The sequence below is a fragment of the Pseudobacter ginsenosidimutans genome, assembly GCF_007970185.1.
GTDB classification, from domain to species: Bacteria; Bacteroidota; Bacteroidia; order Chitinophagales; family Chitinophagaceae; genus Pseudobacter; species Pseudobacter ginsenosidimutans.
In genome coordinates this window covers 3,411,159-3,437,397 of record NZ_CP042431.1, presented here as the reverse complement: position 1 = coordinate 3,437,397, position 26,239 = coordinate 3,411,159, and the positions used below count along the sequence as shown (strand labels likewise).

The 26,239-nt window shown below is 48.2% G+C and carries 22 protein-coding genes; 11 read left to right on the top strand and 11 right to left on the bottom strand.

All coding sequences use genetic code 11. The features are described 5' to 3' along the window. Positions 1–114 precede the first annotated feature (114 nt). Both FSB84_RS13955 and clpB read right to left on the bottom strand, forming a co-directional pair. The gene (locus FSB84_RS13955; protein WP_130544343.1) at positions 115–693 is read right to left on the bottom strand and encodes a DsbA family protein; all 579 of its coding nucleotides are present in this window, start codon (positions 691–693) and stop codon (positions 115–117) included. A gap of 169 nt (positions 694–862) precedes the next feature. After that, positions 863–3,508 carry an ATP-dependent chaperone ClpB gene (gene clpB / locus FSB84_RS13950; protein WP_130544344.1) on the bottom strand — a complete coding sequence of 882 codons (2,646 nt, stop codon included), beginning with the start codon at positions 3,506–3,508 and terminating at the stop codon, positions 863–865. A 94-nt stretch (positions 3,509–3,602) separates the two neighbouring features. Here clpB and FSB84_RS13945 point away from each other — a divergent pair, with 94 nt between their 5' ends. Continuing rightward, positions 3,603–4,646 (top strand): serine hydrolase domain-containing protein, encoded by a 1,044-nt coding sequence (locus FSB84_RS13945; RefSeq protein ID WP_130544345.1) that lies wholly within the window; start codon positions 3,603–3,605, stop codon positions 4,644–4,646. Positions 4,647–4,721: 75 nt separating this feature from the next. Here FSB84_RS13945 and FSB84_RS13940 read toward each other — a convergent pair whose 3' ends face one another. Continuing rightward, a complete protein-coding gene (locus FSB84_RS13940; RefSeq protein WP_130544346.1) occupies positions 4,722–6,440 on the bottom strand; it encodes a sodium/sugar symporter in 1,719 nt (572 codons plus the stop codon). 157 nt (positions 6,441–6,597) lie between these two features. Here FSB84_RS13940 and queG point away from each other — a divergent pair, with 157 nt between their 5' ends. After that, positions 6,598–7,527: a tRNA epoxyqueuosine(34) reductase QueG gene (gene queG, locus FSB84_RS13935; RefSeq protein WP_130544347.1), complete on the top strand. Its 930-nt coding sequence runs from the start codon at positions 6,598–6,600 to the stop codon at positions 7,525–7,527. Between the two features lie 5 nt (positions 7,528–7,532). Here queG and FSB84_RS13930 read toward each other — a convergent pair whose 3' ends face one another. Both FSB84_RS13930 and FSB84_RS13925 read right to left on the bottom strand, forming a co-directional pair. Next, positions 7,533–9,227 (bottom strand): outer membrane beta-barrel protein, encoded by a 1,695-nt coding sequence (locus FSB84_RS13930; protein WP_130544348.1) that lies wholly within the window; start codon positions 9,225–9,227, stop codon positions 7,533–7,535. After that, complete coding sequence (locus FSB84_RS13925) at positions 9,214–9,777, bottom strand: RNA polymerase sigma factor (RefSeq protein WP_127130109.1); 564 nt, start codon at positions 9,775–9,777, stop codon at positions 9,214–9,216. The genes FSB84_RS13930 and FSB84_RS13925 overlap by 14 nt, the downstream gene beginning before the upstream one ends. A gap of 88 nt (positions 9,778–9,865) precedes the next feature. Here FSB84_RS13925 and bioA point away from each other — a divergent pair, with 88 nt between their 5' ends. From bioA to FSB84_RS13910, 3 genes are all read left to right on the top strand, one after another. Continuing rightward, positions 9,866–11,137 carry an adenosylmethionine--8-amino-7-oxononanoate transaminase gene (gene bioA / locus FSB84_RS13920; RefSeq protein WP_130544349.1) on the top strand — a complete coding sequence of 424 codons (1,272 nt, stop codon included), beginning with the start codon at positions 9,866–9,868 and terminating at the stop codon, positions 11,135–11,137. A gap of 41 nt (positions 11,138–11,178) precedes the next feature. Further along, the gene (locus FSB84_RS13915; protein WP_130544350.1) at positions 11,179–11,796 is read left to right on the top strand and encodes a hypothetical protein; all 618 of its coding nucleotides are present in this window, start codon (positions 11,179–11,181) and stop codon (positions 11,794–11,796) included. A 74-nt stretch (positions 11,797–11,870) separates the two neighbouring features. After that, positions 11,871–12,980, top strand: coding sequence for a glycoside hydrolase family 18 protein (locus FSB84_RS13910; protein WP_130544351.1), 1,110 nt, complete (start codon positions 11,871–11,873; stop codon positions 12,978–12,980). A gap of 1 nt (position 12,981) precedes the next feature. Here FSB84_RS13910 and FSB84_RS13905 read toward each other — a convergent pair whose 3' ends face one another. The 3 genes from FSB84_RS13905 to sppA are packed head-to-tail and all read right to left on the bottom strand — an operon-like array spanning position 12,982 to position 16,388. Next, entirely contained in the window at positions 12,982–13,476 is a 495-nt protein-coding gene (locus FSB84_RS13905) for an SRPBCC family protein (protein WP_130544352.1), read from the bottom strand. Between the two features lie 10 nt (positions 13,477–13,486). Continuing rightward, the gene (locus tag FSB84_RS13900) at positions 13,487–14,590 is read right to left on the bottom strand and encodes an ABC transporter permease (protein WP_130544353.1); all 1,104 of its coding nucleotides are present in this window, start codon (positions 14,588–14,590) and stop codon (positions 13,487–13,489) included. A 46-nt stretch (positions 14,591–14,636) separates the two neighbouring features. After that, a complete protein-coding gene (gene sppA / locus FSB84_RS13895; protein ID WP_130544354.1) occupies positions 14,637–16,388 on the bottom strand; it encodes a signal peptide peptidase SppA in 1,752 nt (583 codons plus the stop codon). 58 nt (positions 16,389–16,446) lie between these two features. On the opposite strand from sppA, the gene folK reads away from it, so the two are divergent. The 3 genes from folK (at position 16,447) to FSB84_RS13880 (ending at position 18,923) form a co-directional block, all read left to right on the top strand. Further along, complete coding sequence (gene folK / locus FSB84_RS13890; RefSeq protein WP_130544355.1) at positions 16,447–16,929, top strand: 2-amino-4-hydroxy-6-hydroxymethyldihydropteridine diphosphokinase; 483 nt, start codon at positions 16,447–16,449, stop codon at positions 16,927–16,929. 77 nt (positions 16,930–17,006) lie between these two features. Further along, the gene (locus FSB84_RS13885) at positions 17,007–17,639 is read left to right on the top strand and encodes a deoxynucleoside kinase (RefSeq protein WP_130544356.1); all 633 of its coding nucleotides are present in this window, start codon (positions 17,007–17,009) and stop codon (positions 17,637–17,639) included. A 33-nt stretch (positions 17,640–17,672) separates the two neighbouring features. Beyond that, positions 17,673–18,923: an MFS transporter gene (locus tag FSB84_RS13880; protein ID WP_130544357.1), complete on the top strand. Its 1,251-nt coding sequence runs from the start codon at positions 17,673–17,675 to the stop codon at positions 18,921–18,923. A gap of 7 nt (positions 18,924–18,930) precedes the next feature. Here the strand turns inward: FSB84_RS13880 and FSB84_RS13875 are convergent, their stop codons facing one another. Further along, positions 18,931–19,449: a YkgJ family cysteine cluster protein gene (locus FSB84_RS13875; RefSeq protein ID WP_225980069.1), complete on the bottom strand. Its 519-nt coding sequence runs from the start codon at positions 19,447–19,449 to the stop codon at positions 18,931–18,933. 95 nt (positions 19,450–19,544) lie between these two features. Here FSB84_RS13875 and FSB84_RS13870 point away from each other — a divergent pair, with 95 nt between their 5' ends. Both FSB84_RS13870 and FSB84_RS13865 read left to right on the top strand, forming a co-directional pair. Beyond that, positions 19,545–20,447, top strand: coding sequence for a sterol desaturase family protein (locus FSB84_RS13870; RefSeq protein ID WP_130544358.1), 903 nt, complete (start codon positions 19,545–19,547; stop codon positions 20,445–20,447). Between the two features lie 20 nt (positions 20,448–20,467). Beyond that, a complete protein-coding gene (locus FSB84_RS13865; protein ID WP_130544359.1) occupies positions 20,468–21,406 on the top strand; it encodes a sterol desaturase family protein in 939 nt (312 codons plus the stop codon). Here the strand turns inward: FSB84_RS13865 and FSB84_RS13860 are convergent, their stop codons facing one another. After that, the gene (locus FSB84_RS13860; RefSeq protein ID WP_130544360.1) at positions 21,407–22,243 is read right to left on the bottom strand and encodes a DUF3667 domain-containing protein; all 837 of its coding nucleotides are present in this window, start codon (positions 22,241–22,243) and stop codon (positions 21,407–21,409) included. A gap of 140 nt (positions 22,244–22,383) precedes the next feature. Here FSB84_RS13860 and gcvP point away from each other — a divergent pair, with 140 nt between their 5' ends. Then, positions 22,384–25,275 carry an aminomethyl-transferring glycine dehydrogenase gene (gcvP, locus tag FSB84_RS13855; RefSeq protein ID WP_130544361.1) on the top strand — a complete coding sequence of 964 codons (2,892 nt, stop codon included), beginning with the start codon at positions 22,384–22,386 and terminating at the stop codon, positions 25,273–25,275. A gap of 62 nt (positions 25,276–25,337) precedes the next feature. Here gcvP and FSB84_RS13850 read toward each other — a convergent pair whose 3' ends face one another. Beyond that, positions 25,338–26,087, bottom strand: coding sequence for an AAA family ATPase (locus tag FSB84_RS13850; RefSeq protein ID WP_130544362.1), 750 nt, complete (start codon positions 26,085–26,087; stop codon positions 25,338–25,340). Between the last annotated feature and the right edge of the window lie 152 nt (positions 26,088–26,239).

Here is a 26,239-nt window from a genome sequence, read left to right as displayed (position 1 = left end):
CCCATCAAACCAATCCACAGCTCAAAAAAACATCCTCCCGCGTTGGTTTGTTTTCTCAGCCCACCCTGCCATATCCCTCCCCGGCCAACAGCAAAAAAAACCTGATCAAAATGATCAGGCTCTCTGTTTTACTGTTGATTTCTTTTTACCGGAAGATGCCAAAGCATCATCGATGGCTTTGGAAAGGCCAGGCAAGCTGATCTTGCCGGTATATAGTTCGTTATTGATGAAGAAGGCAGGGATGTCCCTGATGCCTTTATCGAGGCCTTCAAGCAGATCATTCCTGACCGTCCATCCATAAAGGGAATCCACCAGCTTGGGAAGGAAATTCTTGTCCTTTGCGCCAGCTTCGCGTGCATATTCCCGTAAGCTGATACTGCCCAACTGGGTGCGGTGCGCAAAGAGCAGGTTATGCATCTCCCAGAACTTTCCTTCCTGGGCTGCTCCTACACAGGCTTCAGCAGCTTTTTGCGCGCGCTGGTGCACCTGCGTGAGCGGGAAGTGACGGAAATTGAATTTCACCCTGCCATCGTATTGCTCCATGATCTTCTTCACGATCTCATGGGCTTTCGCGCAGGCTTCGCTTTCATAGTCGCCGAATTCCACCAGGGATACAGGCGCATCGATGGCGCCCACCCAGATGTCCTTGGGAGGCTTGATCTCGATCAATTTGGGTTTATTGTTTGTTGCCATAGTATTGTTTTCTCCTTTTTTTAACATTCACAGGACCGGCAACAGTTGGTTTGGTGTGCTTGAATTATAACATTTATTAAGATGATGTTGTTCAGGCAGTAGTTGCATAAAAAACAGAATGTCACCCCGCAACGGCGGGATGACATTGCAGTTCAGTACTTAAGGCTGTTTATTTGGAAGCCGCTTTTTCTTTCTTATCGTCAGACGGCTTTGAATTGGTCTCATTCCGGAACACCACTACTCCATCGAAAACATCTACCAGCACAGGATGGGTCTTGTCTACATCCCCGGCCAGGATCTTGCGGCTCAGTTGGTTCACGATCTCTTTTTGGATCAGCCTTTTCAGCGGCCGCGCACCAAACTGAGGATCGAAACCATTCTCAGCCAGGTAATCCATGGTGTACTCACTGAACTGAAGATTGATGCCATTCTGTGCCACCAGTTTCTTCAGGTTGTTCAGTTGAATATTGATGATCCCCTTGATCTCTTTTTTCAGCAATGGCTGGAACATGATGATCTCATCCACGCGGTTCAGGAACTCCGGACGAATTGTTTCTCTCAACAAATTCATCACTTCAGTTTTCGCTTTTTCAGTGGCTTCATCACGGGTACGCTCACTCACATCTTCGAATGCCTCCTGGATAAGGTGGCTGCCGATATTGCTGGTCATGATGATGATGGTGTTCTTGAAATTCACCACACGTCCTTTGTTATCGGTAAGCCTTCCATCGTCCAATACCTGTAACAAAATATTCCATACATCGGGGTGCGCTTTCTCGATCTCATCCAACAGCACTACGCTGTAAGGCTTGCGGCGCACAGCTTCTGTGAGCTGGCCACCTTCATCATAACCTACATATCCCGGAGGCGCACCTACAAGCCGTGATACTGAATGTTTTTCCTGGTACTCACTCATGTCTATGCGCGTGAGCATGCTTTCATCATCGAAGAGGAATTCAGCAAGTGCTTTCGCCAGCTCCGTTTTACCCACACCGGTAGTTCCGAGGAAGATGAAGGAACCAATGGGTTTCTTAGGATCCTGCAATCCTGCCCGGCTTCTGCGGATAGCATCAGCTACAGCAGTAATGGCTTCTTCCTGCCCTACCACACGTTGATGAAGATGATCTTCCAGTTGAAGGAGTTTTTCTTTTTCACTTTGCAGCATGCGGGTAACGGGAATGCCGGTTGCCTTTGCTACATTCTCTGCGATATCTTCTGCATCCACTTCTTCTTTCAACATCCTCTTTTCGTTGATGCCTGCCAGTTCTTCTGAATATTTTGCAATGATCTGTTCCTGTTCTTTCACTTTACCATAGCGGATCTCAGCTACTTTTCCATAATCACCATTTCTTTCTGCACGTTCCGCTTCCTGTTTCAGTGATTCGATGCTGGCTTTTGCGCTTTGTACTTTTTCTACAATCTCTTTTTCCTCTTTCCATTTTGCACGAAGCGTATCGCGCTCCACACTGAAATTGGCGATCTCCGTGTTGAGCTCTTTCAGTTTTTCTTCATCGTTCTCACGCTTGATAGCTTCACGTTCGATCTCCAACTGACGGATCTGCCGCTCCATACGGTCCAGTTCCTCGGGCATGCTGTTCATCTCAAGCCTGAGCCTGGCGGCGCTTTCATCGATCAGATCGATGGCTTTGTCTGGCAGAAAACGATCTGTGATATAGCGATGCGATAATTCAACCGCTGCAATGATAGCTTCATCCTTGATACGCACATGGTGATAGGTTTCATACCTGTCTTTCAATCCGCGCAGGATGGAGATGGTATCTTCCACTGTAGGCTCTTCGATCATCACTTTCTGGAAGCGGCGTTCGAGGGCCTTGTCTTTTTCAAAGAATTTCTGGTACTCATTGAGTGTGGTGGCGCCAATCGCTCTGAGCTCGCCTCTGGCGAGAGCAGGCTTGAGAATATTGGCTGCGTCCATTGCGCCTTCACCGCCACCGGCACCTACCAGGGTATGGATCTCATCGATGAAGAGAATGATCTCGCCATCGCTGCCGGTCACTTCCTTGATCACGCCTTTCAATCTTTCTTCAAATTCCCCTTTGTATTTGGCGCCGGCAATGAGCTGCCCCATATCGAGCGCATAGATGATCTTCGATTGCAGGTTCTCCGGCACATCGCCATTGATGATGCGGTGTGCAAGACCTTCCACGATGGCGGTCTTACCAACACCAGGCTCACCTACGAGGATCGGATTGTTCTTGCTCCTGCGACTGAGGATATGCAGCGTTCTGCGGATCTCCTCATCACGACCGATCACCGGATCGAGCTTACCGGCACGTGCCAGTTCATTGAGGTTCTTCGCGTATTTATTGAGCGCATTGAATTGTGTTTCCTGTGTCTGGCTCTTGATGGTATCGCCTTTGCGCAGGTCTTTGATGGCGGCCACAAGACCGTTCTCTGTGAGACCTGCATCCTTCAGGAGCTTCGATGCATTATCACTGCCCTGTAAAATAGCCAGGAGCAAATGCTCCACACTCACAAATTCATCACCGAATTGTTTGAGCACGGCGCCTGCACGCAATACGGCATTGTTGGCATCACGGCCGATCATTTGGGCCGGCGTAACCCCACCACTTGCTTTGGGTAAACGGTCGATGCTTTCCTGGAGCTTTGTGTCCAGCACATTCACCGTTACATTATTTTTTTTCAGCAAATAATCCACGGGCGAGTCTTCCTGATCCAGCAGGCTCTTGAGCAAATGCTCCGTTTCAATATTCACGCTATTGTTATTGAAAGCGATCTGTTGCGCCTGCGCAATCGCTTCCTGTGCCTTAATAGTAAAATTGTTCAGATTCATATATTCCCTCCTTTTCTGTTACCCGAAACTTGTGCGTTTCAAATAACTTTATTATTGTTACAAACGATACACCAAGGCCCTAAATCCCGCAGTTATGTCATTAAAAATCAAACGAATCTGTCTCATATGCAGTCTCGCTGCATCTTTCCTGCTATTGTTGCAGTCTGTTAAAGCCCAGGATACAGCCGCTATCAGTTCCTTTCTTATCAAACAGCAAAAGTCCATCGGCAAAGCGGTGGCGTTGGTTTGGAAAGATGGCAAGATCGTTTACCAGAAAGAGTTAGGCACCGATTTCAATGCCAGGACCCAGGCTCCGATTGCAGCATCCAGCCAATGGCTGACGGCAGCAGTTGTGTTGACCTTTGTGGAAGAGGGTAAAATATCGCTGGATGATCCGGTAGGTAAATATCTCCCCGAATTCAACAAATACATGAAGAGTTACCTCACTGTACGGCAATGCCTGATGCATCTCACCGGATTTGAACGCGACAAGGGGCTGAGCACAAAGGTAACATTTGGGCGCAAATACCAGACCCTGGAAGACCAGGTAAATGCGCTGGCGGCAAAAGAGATCAGCGCCAATGCAGGAGAACAATATTTTTATGGCGCTTACGGACCGGCCATTGCTGCCCGGGTGATCGAAGTGGTGGGCAAGAAAGCATTCGAGCGGCTGGCGCAGGAGCGTATCTTCCGTCCCTGCAAAATGCGCGCAACCAATTTCGGATTTGATGGCGGTTGTCCCAATCCCGGATTCGGTGCTCAATCTACCGCCAATGACTACCTGAACTTTCTCATCATGCTGCTTAACGGCGGAACCTTTGAAGGAAAGAAAGTATTGGGCGAAGAATCCATCAAAGAAATGCAGCGCGCTCAACTGGGTTCTGAACCCGTAAGATACCTGCCAGAAGCTGTGACCGGTTTTGATGTGAGCTATGGGAATTATATCCAGGAGAAGGATGCTTCCGGTAATGCGCAGGTGCTCAGTAGTCCATCATTGGCCGGCACCTGGCCTTATATAGATCTCTGCAGGAAATATGCAGCCATCCTCTTTGTTGCTGATGCTAAGAATGAAGTGAAGAAAGATCTGGCTATTCAATTCAGGGAAAAAGTGGACGAAGCCATCGGAGCGTGTAAGTAATATCGTTTAAGTATAAACGAAAATGCCGTCTTCCGGAATAGAAGACGGCATTTTCATGTATGTTCAATTTTGTTATTACCAGAATCTCACATAGATAGCAGCAATAAGCCCCAGTATCACCAGGATCATGGCCATCATACCAGGCGTAACACGGAACATGCTCCGGTCGTACTGCGTGGCTTTTGGATTGTTCTTGCTTCCCGGATCAAGCAATGAGATCACAGCCATCACCGCCACAATGATGAAGAACACCCAGCCCATGCTGGTGAGGAATGGGATCTCATAGATGCCTTTGTTATCAGGATTGGGATAGGCTGTATACATCCAGGTTTCATTACCGAACCATTGCGGCAGGTAACCATTGAAGATCACACTCAGCAGGAAACCGCCTACAATGCCCACCACGGCTGCCAGCGATGTGGTGCGCTTCCAGAAGAAGCCGAGCAGGAACACCGCGAAGATACCAGGCGATACAAAGCCTGTGTATTTCTGAATGAAGTTGAATCCGCCTTCACCACCGATATTGAGCCAGTCGTTCCAGGTGAAGAGGATCGCTATTACCATCGCCAGTAATACGGTGAGCCTTCCGATCCATACCAGTTTCTTCTCGGTGGCATTGGCGCTTACATATTTCTTGTAAATATCGAGTGTGAAGATGGTGGAGATACTATTGGCCTTACCTGCAAGCGATGCAACGATGGCCGCCGTCAAAGCAGCCATGGATAAGCCTTTCAGTCCTTCAGGAAGGAAGCCTAACACTGCCGAGTAAGCGTTATCTGCTTTTACATGTCCATCGATATTCATGGCCTGTGTTACATCGGACTGTCCGTTCGTGTACAACACATAAGCCGCAATACCAGGCAGCACCACTATGATCGGCATCATCACTTTCAGGAAAGCAGCGAAGATGATGCCCCTGCGTGCAGTGTTGAGATCCGCGCCCAGCGCACGTTGCGTGATATACTGGTTACAGCCCCAATAGTTCAGGTTGGCGATCCACTGACCACCGAGCAGCATCGCGATACCCGGAAGACTGAGGTAATTCTTTATCTGTGCCTCGGAAGCTGTTTCCGTTGGTTTGTCGAATATCATATCGAAATGCTCAGGCGCTTTCGCAAACAGCTGGTTGATGCCCGCCAGCAGGTCCCTTCCATAACCGAAATGCTCACTCACTTTGGTAAGGGCCAGGTAAGTGGCCGCCAGGCCACCGATCACCAGGAAGATCACCTGGATCACATCGGTATAGCCGATCACTTTCATACCTCCTAACGTGATCACCAACGCGAAAATGGCCAGGAGGATCATGATCAGGTGGAAATTGCCACCGCCCGAAAGGTTATTGATGGCGATAGCACCGAGAAAGAGAATGGATGTAAGATTCACAAATACATACAGGAAAAGCCAGAAGATGGCCATCAACAGGGCCACATGTTCATTATAGCGCTGCTTCAGGAATTGCGGCATGGTGAAGATGCGGTTCTTCAGATAGATGGGCATGAAGAAAACAGCCACAATGATCAGCGAGATGGCGGCCAGCCATTCGTAGGCAGAGATGGCCAATCCCATCGCAAATCCGCTGCCGCTCATTCCGATGAACTGTTCAGCGGAAATATTACTCGCAATCATGGAAGCGCCGATCGCCCACCAGGTGAGTGATCCTTCTGCGAGAAAAAAACTCTTGGTATCATTTTCTTTGGATTGACGCTTGCGGTAAACCCAGTAGCCATAGCCGGCAACAATGAGGATGTAGATGAGAAATACGATAATATCGCCAGTCTCCAGTTTATTCTTCATAAAAGCAATTCGTTAAGGAGTGAAGGAACTAAAGTAGGAAAAACTGGCTGATTTATGCAAACGATTACATAAAATATTTGTTCAGCTGTATTGGCATTGGATTAAGCGCTGGAAACATAGCCTGAAAGCGTGTAACTTGCAGGTGCCGAGAAGCCCGATGAGTCCCATAGAAAAAAATACCCTGCTGATCAAACAGGCCGCGTCCCGGCTGGGTTTCAGCTATTGCGGCATCGCAAAGGCTGTTCCGCTGGACGAAGATGCCCGCCGTCTCGAAGCCTGGCTCAACCAGGGCATGCAGGGAAATATGAAGTATATGGAAAACCATTTCGAGCTCCGGGTAGACCCTTCGCGCCTAGTTCCGGGCGCCCGCTCAGTGATCACCCTCCTGATGAATTATTATCCGGCGCAGGCGCAACAGGAGGAAACGCCCAAAGTTTCCAAATATGCTTTTGGAAAAGATTATCACGAAGTGATCCGCGCCAAACTGAACCAGTTGCTGGCTACCATGAACCAGGAGATCGGCGCAGTAACAGGAAGAGGTTTTGTGGATTCTGCACCGGTGATGGAAAGAAGCTGGGCGCAACGAAGCGGCCTTGGCTGGATCGGCAGGAATGGCAATCTCATCAACAAACAACAGGGCTCATTCTTTTTTATTGCCACGCTGATTGTTGATATACCACTGTTATATGATGATCCCATTGCGAAGGACTATTGCGGTACCTGCCGCAAATGCATCGATGCCTGCCCAACAGGTGCGATCCATGAAAACAAAGTGATAGATGGAAGCAAATGCATTTCCTATTTCACCATCGAACTGAAAGAAATGATGATCCCTGAGAGCATGCAGGGGAAATTCGATAACTGGATGTTCGGCTGCGATACCTGCCAGGATGTTTGTCCATGGAACCGCTTCTCGGTTTCCAATACCGAGCCGGAATTCACGCCCCTACCGGAATTGCTGGAATTCTCCTTACAGGACTGGCAGGAGCTCACGGAAGAAAGTTTCAAAAAGATCTTCCGCCACTCACCATTGAAGCGCGCTAAATTTGAGGGTATCCGCCGTAACCTGCGCTTTCTTCAGCAATGATCCTTTTATTTTCTCAGGAAGAATTTCGCTCCCAATCCAAATGACCAGAGATGTTGTCCATTGGAAAGATCGCTGGTGATCAGGTTGCTCAACTGATATTTGATAGTAGGCCCGATCCAGATGGGATGCTTGCTTTCACTGAACAGCTCCACATTCACACCTGCAGTGATGCCGGCTTGAATCTTGTTGAAGTAATCGTAGTCTTTATAATATACATCGTTATTACCATCGTAATGGAGTGCGTTGGTGGAAAGCAGTTTGGCTACAGATAAACCGCCATCTACAATGATGGGCAATGATGCTTCATCACCGGTAACACGCCAGTGGATCTTCACGGGGATCTCGAGGAAATGATATTTGTTGGTGTATTCCTGTTGTTGTGGTGGTCTTGGGTAGCTGGTAGCAGCAAGTCCCCCACCCACATTGAGTGCGCTTCTTCCCTGGTAATAATCGCTCACTATCTGGTCATAATTGGCATTGCTCACGGAGATGGCGGACTTCATGAATTGTCCAACATCTGTTTTCATGCTGAAGTAACTGTACTGCACACCCGCAGAAACGCTGATGCGTTTGTTCAATTGTTTCTGAACGAATCCGCCCGCCGACCAGGCAATGCTGGATTTCAATTCGGAAGGTTTGTTATCCGGGAATTGTGTGAATCCTGCCGGACCTCCATAAAAGTTCTGATTGGGAGGCGCGGGGCTTGCCATGGCCAGGTCTTCAGGCTCGTTGTTCTTCTTGCTGAGCAGGCTGAACGGACTGCCTTTGGAAATATGGGAAGCGCCGCCTTCTGCAACAATACCAAAACTCCAGGTGGAGGGTTTGTGTGCAGGTTTCGGTGGTTCTACTACTGGTTTCTTTTTAGTTTTTGGAGCCTGGTTTTGGGCCAGGTTCACTTTTGCTGGTGCAGGTGTTGAAGAAGGGGCCGCTATACCGGCGGAATCTTCGGTATCCTGTTGTGGAATGAAATTGCTTACCACATTACCGGAATCCGTTTTTCCGGGAAGACTGGAAGGATTGGCATCATTAACGGCCACTGTGTTGGCGGCAGGCTGATCATTATTCTGTACCAGAGCCTTCAACGGACTGCCTGATGATTTGCGTGGCGGCTTATTGCCCTGTACTACTGTAACAGATTTGGTCAGATCGGCAGAAAGCCTGTTAGCCTTCTTATTGCCATTACCTGATTTGTTTACGCGGGGAACTACCGCCATTCCCTTTTCCGGTTGTACGGTACTGTTAGTAACGGCGGGTGCATTATTTTCAGGAGCAACTGCGTTGCGCTCTCCCGGTTTTTCCGGTGCGGGCTGCAATGCAGGTTGATCAGTGCTGTTCTCTGTGGGTATGGATTGCTGAGGATTACCCGTTGCTGCAGGTGAAGCATCGGTTCCGGCAACGGGCTTGTTCTCTGTGCTGCCGGCAGTTTGGCTAGTGGATTCAGAAGCGTTCTTATCGGAATGCGATTGAGTAGAGTTCAGTTCAGAAGCAGTGAATTTATTGTTGTTGGATTGGGCATCAAAATAGAAATAGCCGCCTGCGACCACGCAGAGCAAAAAAAGCGGTAACCAAAGCACCACTCTCCTGCGGCGTCGTTCCTTACGGATACGCTTATCCACTTTTGTCCAGACAGCATCAGACGGGCGCAACTTCAGTTGCTCCATTTTCTGCTGCACCTGTTTCTCAAAATCATGGTCGGACATACGATTCAGTTTTTGTTGCTTCCAGGTTGTTTTTTTTAAGCCAGGTTATCAGTAATGCACGGGCGCGCGCATATTGAGATCTGGATGTTCCTTCATTGATGCCCAGGATCTTTCCGATCTCCACGTGTGAAAAACCTTCCACCGCGTGCATATTGAAAATTGTCTGGTAGCCGGTTGGCAATTGCCGGATCAGCTCTGCCAGGTCTTTCGCATTGAGTAATACTTCAGGATTATCGTCCGATACCGGATGCAGGCCGGGATCTGTATAAGCCAGGTCGTGCTGGTAGCGGCTGTTCTTCTTGAGAAAGTTAAGCGCTGTATTCACCATGATCCTGCGGATCCATCCACCCAGTTCACCCTCCGATTTGAATTGTCCCAGATGGGTGAATACCTTGATAAACCCTTCCTGCAGCACATCTTCTGCGTCGGCCATGGACTTGGTATAGCGATAGCATACCCCTAACATCCCCTCGGCAAAATGCTCATAGAGTTGTCGCTGGGCGTCAGGGCGGCCCTTCAAACATTCTTTTACCAGCCTGCTATAGTCCATCTTTCAAGTATAACCATGACACAAATCAGGATGCAGGCGTTGCATCCCCTTTCTTTTTTGGGGCGATTGGATCACTTACCTTTGGATTATGAACACTGAATCGCTGATAACCAGGGATAAAAAGGTGATCTGGCACCCCTTTACACCGCAAAAGTATATGCCAGTTCCCATTCCAATTGTTAAAGCTTCGGGAACCCTGCTCCAGGATGCAGATGGCCGGACTTATATAGACGCTATCAGCAGCTGGTGGGTGACTTTGCACGGACATGCCCATCCCTATATCGCCCAAAAGATCTTTGAACAGGCCAGCACCCTGGAACAGGTGATCTTTGCCGGCTTCACCCACGAGCCCGCCATCCGGCTGGCGGAAAGGATCCTGGAAATCCTGCCGGGCAATCTCTCCCGTGTGTTCTATTCAGATAATGGCAGTACTTCCACCGAAGTGGCCCTCAAAATGAGCGTTCAGTACTGGTGGAATAAGGGCGAAGGAAAAAAGAGAAACAAAATTCTGGCCTTCAATAACTCCTATCACGGCGACACATTCGGCGCCATGAGTGTGAGCGACCGCTCGGTTTTCACGATGGCATTCCAGGATAAACTCTTCGAAGTGATCTTTATAGACGCTCCGGAATCAGTCAATAGGCCATATGATCTTCCCTGGAATGAGATCGCCTGTTTTATTTATGAGCCCCTGGTGCAGGGTGCAGGTGGGATGAAGATGTACAATGCGGAAGGACTGGATCAACTCATCGGCCTTTGCCAGCAACACCAGGTGATCTGCATTGCAGATGAAGTGATGACCGGTTTTGGCAGAACAGGCAAACTCTTTGCATCTTTGTACATGAGCAATGAGCCTGATATTGTATGTCTATCGAAAGGTTTAACAGGCGGCACCATGCCATTAAGCATTACCGCCTGTTCGGCCAAAGTGTATGAAGCATTTGTGGAGGAAGATTTATTGAAGACTTTTTTCCACGGACATTCCTACACTGCCAACCCTATCGCCTGTGCAGCAGCCCTGGCCAGCCTGGACCTGTTGCTGAAACCGGAATGCACAGAACAAATGGAAAATATCCATCAACAGCACCTGGCATTCAGCCAGCAGCTTCAACAAAGCAGACATCCCATCCGTAATATAAGGGTGCTGGGCACCATCATTGCTTTTGAGATCGATAAGGGGCGGGATGAGTACCTGAACAATATCAGCAAACTGATCACGCAGCAGGCAATGGACCAAAACGTTTACCTCAGACCGTTAGGGAACACCCTGTACCTGATGCCACCTTATTGCATCACAACAGAAGAGCTGAATAAAGTGTACCATGTGATCAATTCCATATTGAAGGAACTTGCAGGCTGATCCAATTTGAAGTATTTTGGAACCGGACAATATTATCATCGATGAAAACAATTGTACAATTTGCCATACCATTCTTATTTACCGGCCTTTTCAGCTGCGCGGAGAAGCCCAAGCCCGCTGCCGAACCCGCCAGCAATATCCCGGTTATCCTGGAAGGGAAACGGGTAGATGTATCGCGGCTGTACACAAAGAACAAGGAGAACCTGATCGAATCTTTATACCAGGAACTGATCAGCAAATCTGAAGAACTGAAATCCATCGATGCTGAAATAAAATCACTCAGTCAAAAACAGCAGCAGGCGCTGGACAGCTTCCGTTTGTTCAACGACAAGAACCAGTCTTATTACGAGTCTGCGAAACTAAATATCAATAATATCAGGGACTCTGTCTTCCGCAAAAAGGTACTGACGCTGGTGACTGAAAGCCTGAAAGAATACAATAAGAAGATCGCGCCACAACAGCAGCTCGATAGCCTGATGACCCGCAAGACCGCTACCATCAACGATCTTTATATCCTCCTGAAAGTGGTGACCACCCTACCCGCCATGCACAATTTCCAACAGGAGAGATTACCGGGCACTACTGCTTCGGAATTGTTCAACAAGCAGCTCGACAGCCTGCAGACCCGTCTGGATTCCCTAAGCAGGAAACTGCATTAAGATATTATTGTTCCTGGCTTCCGTACCATCATTACAGTTTTATATTTTCCGGCACTTAAATACAAAGCTCATATATGGTACATCGCATCCTGTCCATTCTTATCCTGGCATTTACTGGCACCGTCCTGTGCGCACAGTCGAATATCAGTAAAGACTTTGCCATAATAGCCTATTACACCGGCAATGAAAAAGAGATAGATGAATATCCGGTAGATAAACTCACGCATATCATTTTCAGTTTTTGTTATTTGAAAGACAACAAACTGGTGACCGGCAGTCCGGATGCAGATGCAAGGATCAAAAAGCTCGTATCGCTGAAAAAGAAATATCCTGCACTGAAAATATTGTTGTCGTTAGGTGGATGGGGCGGTTGTAAAGATTGCTCTGAGAGCTTTTCCTCTGCAGCAGGCAGAAATACTTTTGCTGTTTCCGTAAATGAAATGCTGAAAAAATATAATGCGGATGGCATCGATCTTGACTGGGAATATCCAGCAATCGAAGGTTATCCCGGACACCCCTACAAACCAGAGGATAAAACTAATTTCACAGAGCTGGTGCTGGCGCTTCGCAAAGAATTAGGTGAAAAGATGGAGATCAGTTTCGCTGCGGGTGGCTTTACCAAATTCCTGCAGGAATCTGTGGAATGGGATAAAGTGATGCCACTATTGAACAGGGTAAACCTCATGACCTATGACCTCATCAATGGCTATAGCCCTGTAACCGGCCACCATACCGGCTTGTATTCAACGGATATGCAGATTGAATCCACGGATCATGCTGTGAAATATCTCGATTCAACAGGAGTACCTAAAAATAAAATGGTGATCGGAACGGCTTTCTATGCGCGGGTCTTTGAAAGGGCCGACAGTCTGCATAATGGCGTGAACCGCCCGGCAAAATTCAAAAGCTTTGTCCCTTACAAACTGCTATTGAAGGAATTTTCGGCCAAAGATGGATTCATTCCTCACTGGGACGAACAAGCGCAGGCGCCTTACAGCTACAATCCTGAAAAGAAATTATTTGCTACCTACGATGACCTGCGCTCCATCCGCCTGAAAACAAAATATGCCATCAGTCAGGGACTCAATGGCATTATGTTCTGGGAACTGACACTCGATGTCCCTAAAGGCGGTTTGCTGGATGAAATTCACAAAACGAAAAAAGAGATGATCACTGAAAGGTAGATCAGCGTTGTTTCTCCACCATCTTCTTCAGATTGTCCAGCGACTTCTCCATCGGTGGCCCCAGTTGCTTATCGAAAATGATGCTTCCGATTTTTTCCCAGGGGTACCAGCGGAGATGGAAATCGAAATACCATTGCACAGCTGTTACTCCGTTAAAGTTGAAACAGGCCATGCCGGAAAGGATATCCCGGCCACTCTGCTGGTGCCAGGTGGTGAGCACACTGTCTGCTTTCACACCCGTCCTCACAATCTGCACCTGGTCTGAATGAAAACCATTCTCCTCGTATTTCACATCCTTGTATGCAGCATTATCCAGCATCGTATTCCAGCTTTTCCAGTTACGGATATCTGTCAGTTGCGGCATCACGGAATCCACCGGCGCATCGATATTGATGGCGCGGCTCACGCGCACATGCGAAGGGATCAGCAGGCTCAACAGAAATACTACCAGGAAGATGGCCACAAAACTGATAACGGCCAATTTTATTAAACGCATATTAAACGAATTATTCCCATTTGAATGTTTTCACTGCCAGTGCATAGGCCACAACTGCCCAACCCAGCAAAATAGCCAGTTCGCTTCCCACTTCCCAGATATGCGCGCCTTCGAAAGAGATCTTTCTCATAGCATCATTCATGGCAGTGAGCGGGATGAATTTCAATACGGGTTGTAAAAAAGCAGGCAGCAGGGTTTTAGGAAAGAAAGTGCCCGATAAAAAGAATTGCGGGAACATGAACAGGTTCGCATACACCGGTATCACATGCTGGCTCTTTGCCAGGCCACTGATGGTGTAACCGAATCCCATGAATACCACTACCCCCATCAAACAGAGCAGCATCATTTCCAGGAAGGTCATAAAACCATGCGCCAGTGTAAAATTATATAACAACACCCCAAACACGATCAGGATCACAGCAGTCATCAATTGAAAGATGATCCTGGCAAGGCTTTCGCCCAGAACGATGTATAGTCTTTTGATGGGAGTAGAAAAAAGTCTTTTGAGAACAAGTGTTTCGCGGAAGGAGAAGAAAACAAATGCCACACCAAACACAGCAGTGCCCATGAGCGAGAAACCGAGCATGCCGGGAAGATAGAAATCGATCATGCGGTATTCGCGGCCTTCTACTTTTTCGGAACTGATGGTAGCATAGGTTTTCTCACGTGGTGTGATCATGTCATTGGTCTTATTGATCACATTTTCGAGAACACCCTGCAGAACAGGCAGGTCTTTCATCCCTGCGGAAGTGGTTTTGAGATGCACATCAAAGCTTGATTTAGCGCCCGGGGTTTCTTTCACTTCAATCAGCGCTACAATCCTTCCTTTCATCAACCGGTCCTGCAATTCAGTCTCAGTGCCGGTTTCCACTTCAACGCCCGGAACAAAACCGCCATTAATGGCATGGTACACTATATTATTGGTATCACTGTTCTTCGTAAACGCAACATCGAGAGAAATCCCCCTGTTCCCACCAATTGCGCCAAAGATGGTGATCAGTACAATCGGAAAGAACAAGCTAAAAAATACGGCCTGAGGACTTTTGAGTATGCCTTTAAAGCTGGCTTTCGTAATAGCCAGCATGGCTTTGACCTGACTATATGGTTGTGACATAGAGCCGCAAAACTAAGCGGTTTCTCCCGAAATAAAAGTGATGATTTTACTCAACCACCAGTTCGAAAGGCATCCGGGCCTGGGCCTTGCCGCTCAGGTTTTTCGTTTTTTTGATTTGCTGGTATACGCGATATCCATCTTCTCCCAGTTCCTGGCGGAGTGCAGCCTGGGGAGCCTGCTCTTTCGAGCCGAGGATCATATCGAGGAAACCTCTTTTATCAGGGTACTCACGGAGGCGGTAATCTGTGATCTTCGCCATACGCGCTGCACAGGCCACGGCTTGGTCCAGGCCACCGATCCTGTCAACCAATCCCAGCTCCACGGCCTTGCTGCCGATCCATACACGTCCCTGTCCAACACTGTCAACATATTCGATGCTCAGCTTTCTTCCTTCCGCCACGCGGGATTTGAAAGTATGATAGGTGCTGTCGATATCATTCTGGAGGAATCTTTTCTGGGATTCGGTGAGCGGCTTGGAAACGGTCATGGCATCTGCATCGGGAGATGTTTTCACACCATCGAAAGTAACGCCGAGCTTTTTATTGAAGAAGCCCTGCATATTTGGAATGAGGGTGAACACGCCGATAGAGCCAGTGATGGTATTGTGTTCTGCAAAGATGCTGTCTGCATTGCAGGCCAGGTAATAACCACCGGATGCGGCCACATCGCCGAAACTCACGATCACCGGCTTATCAGCCTTCGCCAGCGTGAGCTCACGCCAGATCACTTCACTGGCAAGGGCGCTGCCACCGCCGGAATTGATCCGGAACACGATTGCCTTGATATCTTTATCCAGCCTCGCTTTGCGCACGAGCGTACGGTAGCTTTCACTGCCGATGGATTCCTTCTCCCCTTTTCCATCGATAATATCACCCTGCGCATAAATCACGGCGATTTTGCTTTTTCCACTTTTCTTATAATCTACCGCCTTCATGTATTTACCGGCAGTAATAAAGTTGATCTTATCATATTTGCCGGAACCGGTACGTTGCTTGATCTCGTCTTTCACTTCATCATCATATTTCAGTCCATCCACCAGTCCGTACTTAACTGCATCATTGGCGCTGCGGATCAGGTTTTCATTGGCATAACGATGAAGCGTAGCCGTATCCAGCTTCCTGGCTTCCGCGGTTTGCAGCAATAATTGCTCATAGAGGCCATTCATCAGCTCCGTGCTCTGCTGACGGTTGGCATCGGTCATTTTTGTTTCGCGGAATGGTTCTGTAGCACTTTTGAATTTTCCTGCGTAGAATATCTGAGGCTGGATATCGAGCTTTTCCAGCGTGCCTTTCAGGAACAACAGTTGCATCGCATATCCTTTCCAGTCTACACCGCCTTTGGGATTGCAATAGATCTTACTGGCCACGTTGCCTACACGATAACCACCTTGTGTGATCACATCGCCGTAGGCAATTACGAATTTGTTGGCGGATTTGAAATCAGCAAGTGCTTCACGGATGGCCTCACCCGTGGCAAAACCATTGGCATTGCTGCCGCAGCGGAGATAGATGCCTTTCACCGCCGAATCGGATTTTGCGTGACGGATCAAGCGGAGCAGATCATAGAGGGCAGGTGTTTGATTTTCCTCCCCTGCAGTGATTTCTGCGATCGGATTATCTTCTGCAATTTCCTTGAACTCATCTTCCAGGTTCACCACCAGTATGGCTTTGCCGCCAACGGTTGGTTTTTCAGAAGATGCCAGGCTCCCCGCCATGCCAACCAGCAAAAAGAAAGCAGCCACTGTGAACACGATCAATGCCAACAGGCTTGCGAGGAATATTTTAAGAAAGCTACTCATTTACAATAGGGTTTTAAGCAAAATTCTTTGATATTTGAACCTTGAGCAAGTGCAATATATGAATAAAGCGTATTTACTGATAGGCGGCAATATGGGCAACAGGGTTGAACAACTGCAATTGGCGGTTGACCACATCAGGCAAAGGGTTGGACAGGTGGAACAGGTTTCCGCCCTCTATGAAACGGCCGCCTGGGGCAAAACAGACCAGCCCTCCTTCCTCAACCAGGCCCTGCTGGTGCATACGCAACTGGAACCCCTGCCATTGCTGAAAGAATTGCTCTCCATCGAACTGGAAATGGGAAGGGAGAGACTTGAAAAGAACGGACCGCGTACCATCGATATCGATATTATCTTTTATAATGATGCCATAATTAGTGAACCCGGACTGCTGGTGCCGCATCCTGCCATGGCGCAACGCCGCTTTGTGCTGGCGCCTCTTGCCGAGATCGCGCCGGACCTGCAACATCCGCAACTGAAACAAACCATGCGCAAATTGCTGGAAGCCTGTACAGACCCATTACCTGTTGCCAGGTTCAATTGATTTCAATCTTTACTTTTCCACATCCACTCACCAATCCTATTTTCTGCAGGCAATTGTTTTATTTTGGCGCTCATTCCATGAAATATCACTTCATTACTATCGAAGGCAATATCGGCGCAGGTAAAACAACCCTGGCCCATTTGCTTGCCAAGAAATACGATGCCAGACTGATCCTCGAAGCATTTGCCGACAATCCCTTTCTCAGCAAATTCTACGAGAATCCCAGCCAGTTTGCCTTTCCGCTGGAATTGTTCTTCATGGCCGAACGTTACAAACAACTGAAAGAGCTGATCCAGACCCGTGATCTGTTCAACACCATCACCATCAGCGATTATCTCTTCACCAAGTGTTTGCTCTTTGCCAAAGTAAACCTGCCCGAAGAGGAATTCAGGCTCTACCAGAAATTGTTCGATATCATCCACCAGCAACTGGTGCAACCGGATATCCTCATTTACCTGCATGCACCTGTTCAGAAGTTACAGGCAAATATCAAAAGACGTAACAGACCTTACGAACAGCAGATCCCGGATGATTATCTCTTCAATATTCAGCAGACCTATACCCAGTATATCAAGCAGCACAATATCAAAACCCTGTTCATTGACGCCAGCAATGCAGATTTTCTCGGCAACGAAAAGCATCTGCAGGTGATCACCGATGCACTGGAAAAAGATTACGGTCCGGGTCAGCATTATTTCACTTTGCCATAACCGATTATTCCGGTACAACTGTATTTTTGTAACATGGAATCAGGAGACAGAGTCCCGGAAAGTTCCTTCGAAGTACTTAAGATCAAAGAATTCCGGTTATACATCATACAGCGTTTCTTTTTTACCATGGCCATGAGAATGATCGCCACAGTTGTTTGGTGGCAGATGTATCTCATCACAAAAAACCCGCTGGCGCTGGCTTTCATCGGGTTGTCCGAAGCTGTTCCCGCTATCTTATTATCGTTGTACTCAGGGCATGTGGTTGACAAGACCGATAACCGGAAGCTGATGCTCATCACTATTCTGCTTTATGTGGTCTGTGCCGGCGCATTGCTCACCATCACCATTCCTTCCATTGAACATTCCGTAGGCAAACATTTTATTCAGTATTCCATTTATGTGATCATCTTCAGCACCGGTGTGATCAGGGCTTTCCTGGGTCCCGTCACCAATGCCATCATGGCGCAGATGGTGCCCAAATCACATCTGCCCAGCGCCGTTACCTGGAGGTCCGGCACCTGGCTGGGTGCGTCTGTGCTGGGACACGCATCGGCAGGTTTCCTGATTGCCTATGCAGGTTATACCAATACTTTTGCCCTCATCATCTTTTATATCCTCATCTCGGCAACGGCCGCATATTTCATCTCTGCAAAACCACCACAGCATAATAAGAAAGAACAGAAGACCTGGGAAAGTGTAAAAGAAGGATTGAAATACGTGATGGGAACGAAGGAATTATTGGGCGCGATGACGCTTGATCTGTTTGCTGTTCTGTTCGGAGGTGCTGTAGCCATGATCCCATTCTTTGCCGGTGAGATCCTCAAAGTGGGCGCTATCGGTTTCGGATGGCTGAATGCCGCTGCAGATATAGGTTCCGCGCTGGTGATCGTATATCTCACTTTGTTCCCGCTGAAAAAGAACCAGGGCAAACTATTATTGTTTGCAGTGGCAGGTTTCGGTATCTGCATCATCACATTCGGATTGAGTACAATTTACTGGCTGAGTTTCGTAGCATTATTGTTCAGTGGTGTGCTGGATGGCATCAGCGTAGTGATCCGCGGCACTATCCTTCAACTCAAAACACCAGATGAAATGCGTGGCCGCGTATCTGCGATCAACAGCATGTTCATCAATTCGGCCAATGAGATCGGAAGTTTTGAAAGCGGCCTCGCCGCAAAATTAATGGGCGTTGTGCCTTCTGTACTTTTCGGTGGCGCCATGAGTGTATGTGTAGTGATCGGTGCCTGGATCAAAGCTCCAAGTCTTCGGAAGTTTCAATATTGATGCCGGATTATTTTCCGTTAGCTACCAATTTTTCCATCACATAAAACACAGCCGGACAAAACTCCGCATTCTTTAGCGTCAGCTGTGGACGTTTGAGGATCACGTCTTCATCAGTATAAGGGAAACGATGACAATCCGAAGGACGATCATCATAAATACTGCAATAATTATCGGCGCCTAAGAACGGACAGGGTGTAGACTTCACCACATAATCCCCTTCTTCATCCAGCTTCAGGTAAGTTTCGATAAAGGCGCTCTCCTTCATCCGCAGGAGCTTGCTGATACGTTTGATATCCGGTGTTTTGAACCGGGGAGAATAATTCTTGCAACAGGCGGCGCATTGCAGACAATCGATCTGGCTGAAAGCCTCTTCATGCAAATCAGGCAATTGTTTCAGCGCTTTGTTCTTGTCTGCCGATTTGAGAAATTGTTTGTACAATTTCTGGTGCTCCGCAGAACGCTTCTTCCACTGCATCTTTTCCAGCACTTCTATCGAATGTCCGTTTCCAAAAAGGGGTTTAGCCACCTGATGATCAATTAAAAAATGGTTAATATGAAACTGCCTGCAAAATTACTGACAAATTATTCATAACATGGTATTTAATTTGAATATCACGTGGTATGAATACGCTTCAACAGCAGTTCGTTACGCTGGTATCTACACCCTTCTATGTGATCATCATCGGGATCGAGATCCTGCTGAACAGTCTTCATCATACCCACTCCTATCATTGGAAAGATTCCGCCCGCAATTTTGCACTCAGTATTCTTGGAGGGCTCACAGACCTGCTGATGCGCGCCGTTTCACTCGCCGTTATGAGTTTCTGTTTTGCCCATGCACTGTTCACGCTTTCACATTCCTGGACCTATTGGGTGGTACTGGTGTTTGCTGTTGACTTCCTTCACTACTGGCTGCACCGGCTAAGCCATACCAGCCGCTTCTTCTGGGCTGTGCATGTAAACCATCATTCCAGTTCGCATTTCAATTTCACTACCGGTTTCAGGGCCGCCGTGTTTGAACCTTTTTATCGTTTTATATTTTACCTGCCGCTTCCATTTGCAGGATTCCAACCTATCGATGTACTACTGGTGTATTCCATTCTCGAGATCTGGGCCATCTGCACACATACAGAAAAAATAAAACAACTTGGTTGGCTCGAATATATTTTCGTTACACCATCACACCATCGCGTGCATCATGGTTCCAACATAAAGTATCTGGATAAGAACATGGCATCTGTTTTTATTTTCTGGGATAAATTATTCGGCACTTTCCAGCAGGAATTACCTGCCAGTGAATATGAACCCATCCGTTACGGACTCACCAGTCCGTTGGAAGATCAATCCATACCATCGCTTGTATTGCACGAATGGCGCGGTATCTGGACCGACCTTAAAAGAAAGGACATTACATGGAAACAAAAAATACAATATGTTTTCCGCGCTCCCGGATGGAGCCATGATGGCAGCAGAAAGACCAGTGATTCATTAAGAGAATGTGAAAAGGTTGGCAAATATGGATAAGCCGCCTATTTTTGCCCGCAGTGGAAGCCATAAGAGAACAAATACTGATCCTGATCAGCACCCCTGTTTATCTCATCATCATCGGTGCTGAAATTCTGTTGAGCAATTACCGGCACCGTAAAGCTTATACCTGGAAAGATACCGGCGTGAACGTGTACCTGATGCTGATGAATGGCGCACTTGACCTGCTGTTCCGCGGCGTGTACTTAGTGGTATTGGATTATTTCTACCGTCACCAGATCTTCAACTTCGATCACGTTATCGTATACTGGTTCATGTTAGTACTGCTGGAAGATTTCCTTTATTACTGGTTGCACCGTTTCGATCATGAGATCAGGATCTTCTGGGCCGTTCATGTAACACATCACTCTTCCGATCTTTTCAATTTCACGGTTGGCTTCAGATCATCTGTATTTCAGCCGCTCTATCGTTTCATCTATTTCATTCCACTTGCACTGATGGGCTTCTCGCCACTGGATATCATTTTCATCTATTCAGCCACTCAGATCTGGGGCATCTTCGTACATACGGAATTCATCAAAAAGATGGGATGGTTGGAACATATACTGGTTACGCCTTCGCACCATCGTGTGCATCATGCCAGCAATCCGAAATACCTGGACAAGAACATGGGCATGTTCCTCATCATCTGGGATAAGATCTTCGGCACCTTCCAGGCCGAGCTTCCCGAAGCCGAATACCAGCCGATCAAATACGGGCTTACATCGCCTCTAAAAAAAGAAACACCTGTTACAGTAGTGTTCCATGAGTGGAGCAGTATCTGGAAAGACATAACCCGCACAGATATCACCTGGAAAGAAAAATGGCATTACCTCTTCGGTCCTCCCGGCTGGAGCCACGATGGCAGCCGCCTTACCAGCGAAGAAATGCGCGCAGAAGAAGATGCACAGGCAGGCAACTCCACCGTATTTCAGGAAGAAAGGCTGAGGATGAAATAATCAGTCCAGCCCCAGTGTTCGCAGGATGAAATGGTAGAAGTTTTTGTTTTGATAGATGTAGACCGACATGGCCGTTATCGATAACAACATCCATAATGCAGTTGCCATCAGGCTCACGAGAAATACAACCAATCGCTTTCTGAATCCCCGCATCAGCAGGAAACCGCTTAGTCCCCAGCTTAGATAAATGGCGTGAAAGGTCAGTCCGCATGCGATCAGCCATTGGTTTGCATTCAGGCTTTTCCAAACCGCCTCCAGCGGTATGATGAACAAGGCGAATACAAGATTGTTATATGAAGTGAACAGGAGATTGGCGGTGAGATGCTCGCCATAATTGTATCCTTTTCTCCGGAAACAGAGCCAGGTGATCAGGCTCAGAAAAGGCACTGCAATCATGCCCACCACATTTCCGTATTTGCTCATAAACACAACGGCATTGCCAGCCCTTTCCATCGTGGCGATATAGGCAGCTTTCCCTTCTGCAGTTGGGATCCTCGCTATAATTGCCGGATCCGGCTTCACTTCCGGAAGGGTTTTGGTGAGCATGGTGGACGCAAACACGAAGACCGCCATCACCAATAGAAAGAAGGTGAAAGGGTTGAAATATTTCTTCCTTTTACCGCCGATATATTCCCTGGCCACCAGGCCCGGATGCAGGGTCAATTCCTTTAAAAGATGGAAAACACCTTTGTCGGCATGTGTGAAAGCATGGAAGAATTCGTGCAGGAAATGGGGCAAAGTGATGCGGTGCGTAGCAGTTTTTTGACCACAATCGGCGCAAAAACGCTGACTGGTAGCCAGTTCCGCACGGCAGTTCAGGCAGTTGGTTGGGTTCATGTGACAGTGTTAAAGGCTATCTAAAATAACCCTTTTTCCCCAATCAATTCACCAGCTCAACAAACAGCTGTTAGTGTGACAGAATCAGCGTAACTTTGCACCCTCTTTTTAGCGCTAAAAACAGTATTCAATTACACAATATGAATCTCTTCGAACAACAAAACGCTGAATTTATCGGCCGTCATATCGGGCCCAATGAAGCAGAGACGAAGCAAATGCTCTCTACGATAGGTGAACCAAGCCTCGAGAGCCTCGTAAGTAAAACCGTCCCCACGGGTATTCGTATGAGCAAACCGCTCAGCATCCCACCCTCCATGAGCGAATATGAGTACCTGCAGCACATCAAGGAGATCTCCCTGAAGAACAAAGTGTACAGGACCTATATCGGGCAGGGTTATTATGATACCATTACACCCAGTGTGATTTTGCGTAATGTGTTTGAAAATCCAGGCTGGTATACCCAGTACACGCCCTACCAGGCAGAGATTTCCCAGGGCCGCCTGGAGAGCCTGCTGAATTTCCAGACGATGGTAAGCGACCTTACCGGTCTTCCCATCGCCAACGCCTCTCTCCTGGACGAAGGCTCTGCCGCCGCAGAAGCCATGACCATGTTCTTCAACGCCCTCAACAGGGACCACGACCATATCACACGTCCCAAATTCTTTGTTGACCAGCATACATTCCCGCAAACACTTGACGTGATCATCACCCGCGCAACGCCTGTAGGCATTGAAGTGGTAACCGGTGATTACAGGACTGCGGAGATCGACAATACTTATTTCGGTGCACTGGTGCAGTATCCCAACGACAAAGGATCTGTGGAAGACTACCGCCAGTTCATCAACAAAGTGCACACTGCAGAAGCTTACGTGGTAATGGCCACAGATCTGCTGGCGCTCACACTGCTCACTCCTCCCGGCGAACTTGGCGCTGACGCTGCCTGCGGATCTGCTCAACGCTTTGGCGTTCCTCTCGGATTCGGCGGACCACATGCCGCTTTCTTTGCCGTGAAAGATGATTTCAAAAGATCCATCCCCGGCCGTATCATCGGCGTTAGTATCGATGCACAGGGCAACCGCGCACTCCGCATGGCCCTCCAGACCAGGGAACAACATATCAAACGCGAAAAAGCTACTTCGAACATCTGTACCGCACAGGCGCTCCTGGCCAATATGGCTGCGATGTACGCTGTATTCCATGGCCCTGAAGGACTGAAGAATATCGCCAAACGCGTTACCATCCTGGCCAATGCACTCAGCGAAGAACTCTCTGCAGACGGATACGATGTAGTGCACAACAGCTTCTTCGACACCGTAGTGATCAAAGTGAAAGATGCTGCCGCTATCCGCGCCAAAGCAGAAGCCGCACAGATCAATTTCCGCTACTACAGCAATAATGAGATCGGTATCTCCGTAGATGAAACCACTTCACTCTCCGATGTACTGGATATTCTTCTGCTGCTGGACCAACCCAATGATCACAACGTGGCCGGTTTCAGTATCAGTGATGATGCAAGTCTCTATCACCTGCCATCTTCACTTACCCGTACTTCTCCATTCCTGACACATCCTGTGTTCAACACGCACCACAGCGAAACACAGATGATGCGTTATATCAAATACCTCGAGAACAAAGACCTATCCCTCAATACAAGTATGATCTCTCTCGGAAGCTGCACCATGAAACTGAATGCAGCCAGCGAGATGATCCCTTTAAGCTGGAGCCACTGGGCAAAGATGCACCCATTTGCGCCTGTTGATCAAACTCAGGGTTACTACCAGATCGTTACAGAACTGAGCGACTATCTCTGCAAGATCACGGCATTCGACGCCTGCAGCCTTCAACCCAACAGCGGCGCCCAGGGCGAATATGCGGGACTGTTAGTGATCCGCGAATGGCACCGTTCACGCGGCGAAGGTCATCGCAACGTGATGCTGATCCCCATCTCTGCACACGGCACCAACCCTGCATCAGCCGTGATGGCCGGCATGAAGGTGGTAGTGGTGAAAGCGCTGGAAAATGGTTATATCGATGTGGAAGACCTGAAAGCGAAAGCCAACCAGTACAGCAAAGAACTGGCAGGTATCATGATCACTTATCCCAGCACTTATGGCGTGTATGAAGAAACAGTGAAAGAGATCACCAGCATCATTCACGAACACGGTGGTCAGGTGTATATGGACGGCGCCAACATGAACGCTCAGGTGGGCCTCACAGCGCCCGGTCTGATCGGCGCCGATGTTTGTCACCTCAACCTGCACAAGACCTTCGCGATCCCTCACGGTGGCGGCGGTCCCGGTATGGGCCCCATTTGTGTGAAAGAGCACCTGGCGCCATTCCTGCCCGGTCACGTTACAATCGAAAATGGAAAACAGGCTACTCATGCAGTGAGCGCAGCGCCATTCGGTTCTGCCAGCATCCTGCTGATCAGCTACGCTTATATCCGCATGCTCGGTTACACAGGAACGAAAGCTGCTACCGAATACGCGATCCTCAATGCCAACTACATGCGTTCACGCCTGCAGGGTGAGTATGAGATCCTCTATCTCGGCAGCAACGGAACCTGCGCACACGAGTTCATCATCGACCTCCGCCCCTTCAAAAAATCTGCAGAGATCGAAGCGGAAGATGTGGCCAAACGCCTGATGGATTACGGATTCCACGCACCTACTCTCAGCTTCCCTGTTCCGGGAACGATCATGATCGAGCCAACAGAGAGTGAGGACAAAGCCGAGCTGGACCGCTTCTGCGAAGCTATGCTCAGCATCCGCGAAGAGATCCGCGCTATCGAAGAAGGTAAAGCCGATAAAAAAGATAACCCGCTGAAGAATGCGCCGCACACACAGCATGTAGTGATCAGCTCCGACTGGAACCGCAGCTACAGCCGCGAAACAGCAGCATTCCCACTGCCATATGTAAGCGAAAGCAAGTTCTGGCCCAGCGTTAGCAGGGTGAACAATACGCATGGCGACAGGAACCTGATCTGTACCTGCGAGCCTGTTTCATCTTACGCTGAAGCAGAAGCGAACTAAGAAATAGAAATATTAAAATAGAAAAATGGACGGCCCGGTTTTAACTGAGCCGTCCATTTTCTTTATTCTTCGTCAAGCAATATCTTGATCATCGCTTCATGACCTGTCATGAAGCCGTGAAAGATCTTGAAGTTCTCAGTATCCGTATAAGAGGTTTTGCTGATCCCGTTGGCAGACAATTCATAGATGATCGCATGGGGATAGGCCAGTATGATAGGAGAATGCGTTGCAATGATGAATTGCGCGCCAGCGCCAATCAGCTCATGCATCCTCGTCAGCAGGGCCATCTGCCGTGTGGGCGATAAGGCCGCTTCAGGCTCATCCAAAATGTAAAGCCCATCGCCTGTGAACCGGTTCATGAAAAGCGCCCAGAAAGATTCACCATGGGATTGCTCATGCAATGATACACCTCCATAACTACGGATCAGTTTCGCTCCCCCTTCTTCTTTATCCAGGTCTTCGATATTGGTGGCAAGATTGAAGAAACTCTCACTGCGCAGAAAAAAACCATCCCGGTGTTTTGGCCCCCTCGCCAGCGTGAAATAATTGTGCAATGCCGAATGAGAAGCACGCGTGGCAAAATTGAAATTCCTGGAACCACCTTCCGGATTGAACCCGTACGCAACAGCAATAGCTTCAATCAGCGTGGATTTCCCCATGCCATTCTCTCCGGACAGATAAGTTACCCTGGGATGAAATTTGAGCGATTTCAAATGCCTGAGCGCAGGAATGGTAAAGGGATACTGATGGGGATCAGCAACCTTCTCCCGGTGATAAATAAGTTCCCTGATTCCTTTGGTTGACTGCACCATTGCCGCATTTTTAATTGAAACAGAAATTCATACCTGAAGATACAGTAATAAAATACATCCCGCCGTTCGCCAGATCAGAACCGCCGTTTCTTCAATTGCATTTGTAGCATATCAGGGAACCATTAATTTACCGGGCTACAGCAATTCATCAA

What these genes read in the sequence shown, in the direction of transcription:
- FSB84_RS13910 (WP_130544351.1), top strand. Translation starts at nt 11,871, where the DNA reads ATGGTACATCGCATCCTGTCCATTCTTATCCTGGCATTTACTGGCACC.
- clpB (WP_130544344.1), bottom strand. Translation starts at nt 3,508, where the DNA reads ATGAATCTGAACAATTTTACTATTAAGGCACAGGAAGCGATTGCGCAG.
- gcvP (WP_130544361.1), top strand. Translation starts at nt 22,384, where the DNA reads ATGAATCTCTTCGAACAACAAAACGCTGAATTTATCGGCCGTCATATC.
- FSB84_RS13870 (WP_130544358.1), top strand. Translation starts at nt 19,545, where the DNA reads ATGAATACGCTTCAACAGCAGTTCGTTACGCTGGTATCTACACCCTTC.
- FSB84_RS13955 (WP_130544343.1), bottom strand. Translation starts at nt 693, where the DNA reads ATGGCAACAAACAATAAACCCAAATTGATCGAGATCAAGCCTCCCAAG.
- folK (WP_130544355.1), top strand. Translation starts at nt 16,447, where the DNA reads ATGAATAAAGCGTATTTACTGATAGGCGGCAATATGGGCAACAGGGTT.
- queG (WP_130544347.1), top strand. Translation starts at nt 6,598, where the DNA reads ATGAGTCCCATAGAAAAAAATACCCTGCTGATCAAACAGGCCGCGTCC.
- FSB84_RS13940 (WP_130544346.1), bottom strand. Translation starts at nt 6,440, where the DNA reads ATGAAGAATAAACTGGAGACTGGCGATATTATCGTATTTCTCATCTAC.
- FSB84_RS13900 (WP_130544353.1), bottom strand. Translation starts at nt 14,590, where the DNA reads ATGTCACAACCATATAGTCAGGTCAAAGCCATGCTGGCTATTACGAAA.
- FSB84_RS13860 (WP_130544360.1), bottom strand. Translation starts at nt 22,243, where the DNA reads ATGAACCCAACCAACTGCCTGAACTGCCGTGCGGAACTGGCTACCAGT.
- FSB84_RS13915 (WP_130544350.1), top strand. Translation starts at nt 11,179, where the DNA reads ATGAAAACAATTGTACAATTTGCCATACCATTCTTATTTACCGGCCTT.
- FSB84_RS13945 (WP_130544345.1), top strand. Translation starts at nt 3,603, where the DNA reads ATGTCATTAAAAATCAAACGAATCTGTCTCATATGCAGTCTCGCTGCA.
- FSB84_RS13925 (WP_127130109.1), bottom strand. Translation starts at nt 9,777, where the DNA reads ATGGACTATAGCAGGCTGGTAAAAGAATGTTTGAAGGGCCGCCCTGAC.
- FSB84_RS13905 (WP_130544352.1), bottom strand. Translation starts at nt 13,476, where the DNA reads ATGCGTTTAATAAAATTGGCCGTTATCAGTTTTGTGGCCATCTTCCTG.
- bioA (WP_130544349.1), top strand. Translation starts at nt 9,866, where the DNA reads ATGAACACTGAATCGCTGATAACCAGGGATAAAAAGGTGATCTGGCAC.
- FSB84_RS13880 (WP_130544357.1), top strand. Translation starts at nt 17,673, where the DNA reads ATGGAATCAGGAGACAGAGTCCCGGAAAGTTCCTTCGAAGTACTTAAG.
- FSB84_RS13930 (WP_130544348.1), bottom strand. Translation starts at nt 9,227, where the DNA reads ATGTCCGACCATGATTTTGAGAAACAGGTGCAGCAGAAAATGGAGCAA.
- FSB84_RS13850 (WP_130544362.1), bottom strand. Translation starts at nt 26,087, where the DNA reads ATGGTGCAGTCAACCAAAGGAATCAGGGAACTTATTTATCACCGGGAG.
- FSB84_RS13885 (WP_130544356.1), top strand. Translation starts at nt 17,007, where the DNA reads ATGAAATATCACTTCATTACTATCGAAGGCAATATCGGCGCAGGTAAA.
- sppA (WP_130544354.1), bottom strand. Translation starts at nt 16,388, where the DNA reads ATGAGTAGCTTTCTTAAAATATTCCTCGCAAGCCTGTTGGCATTGATC.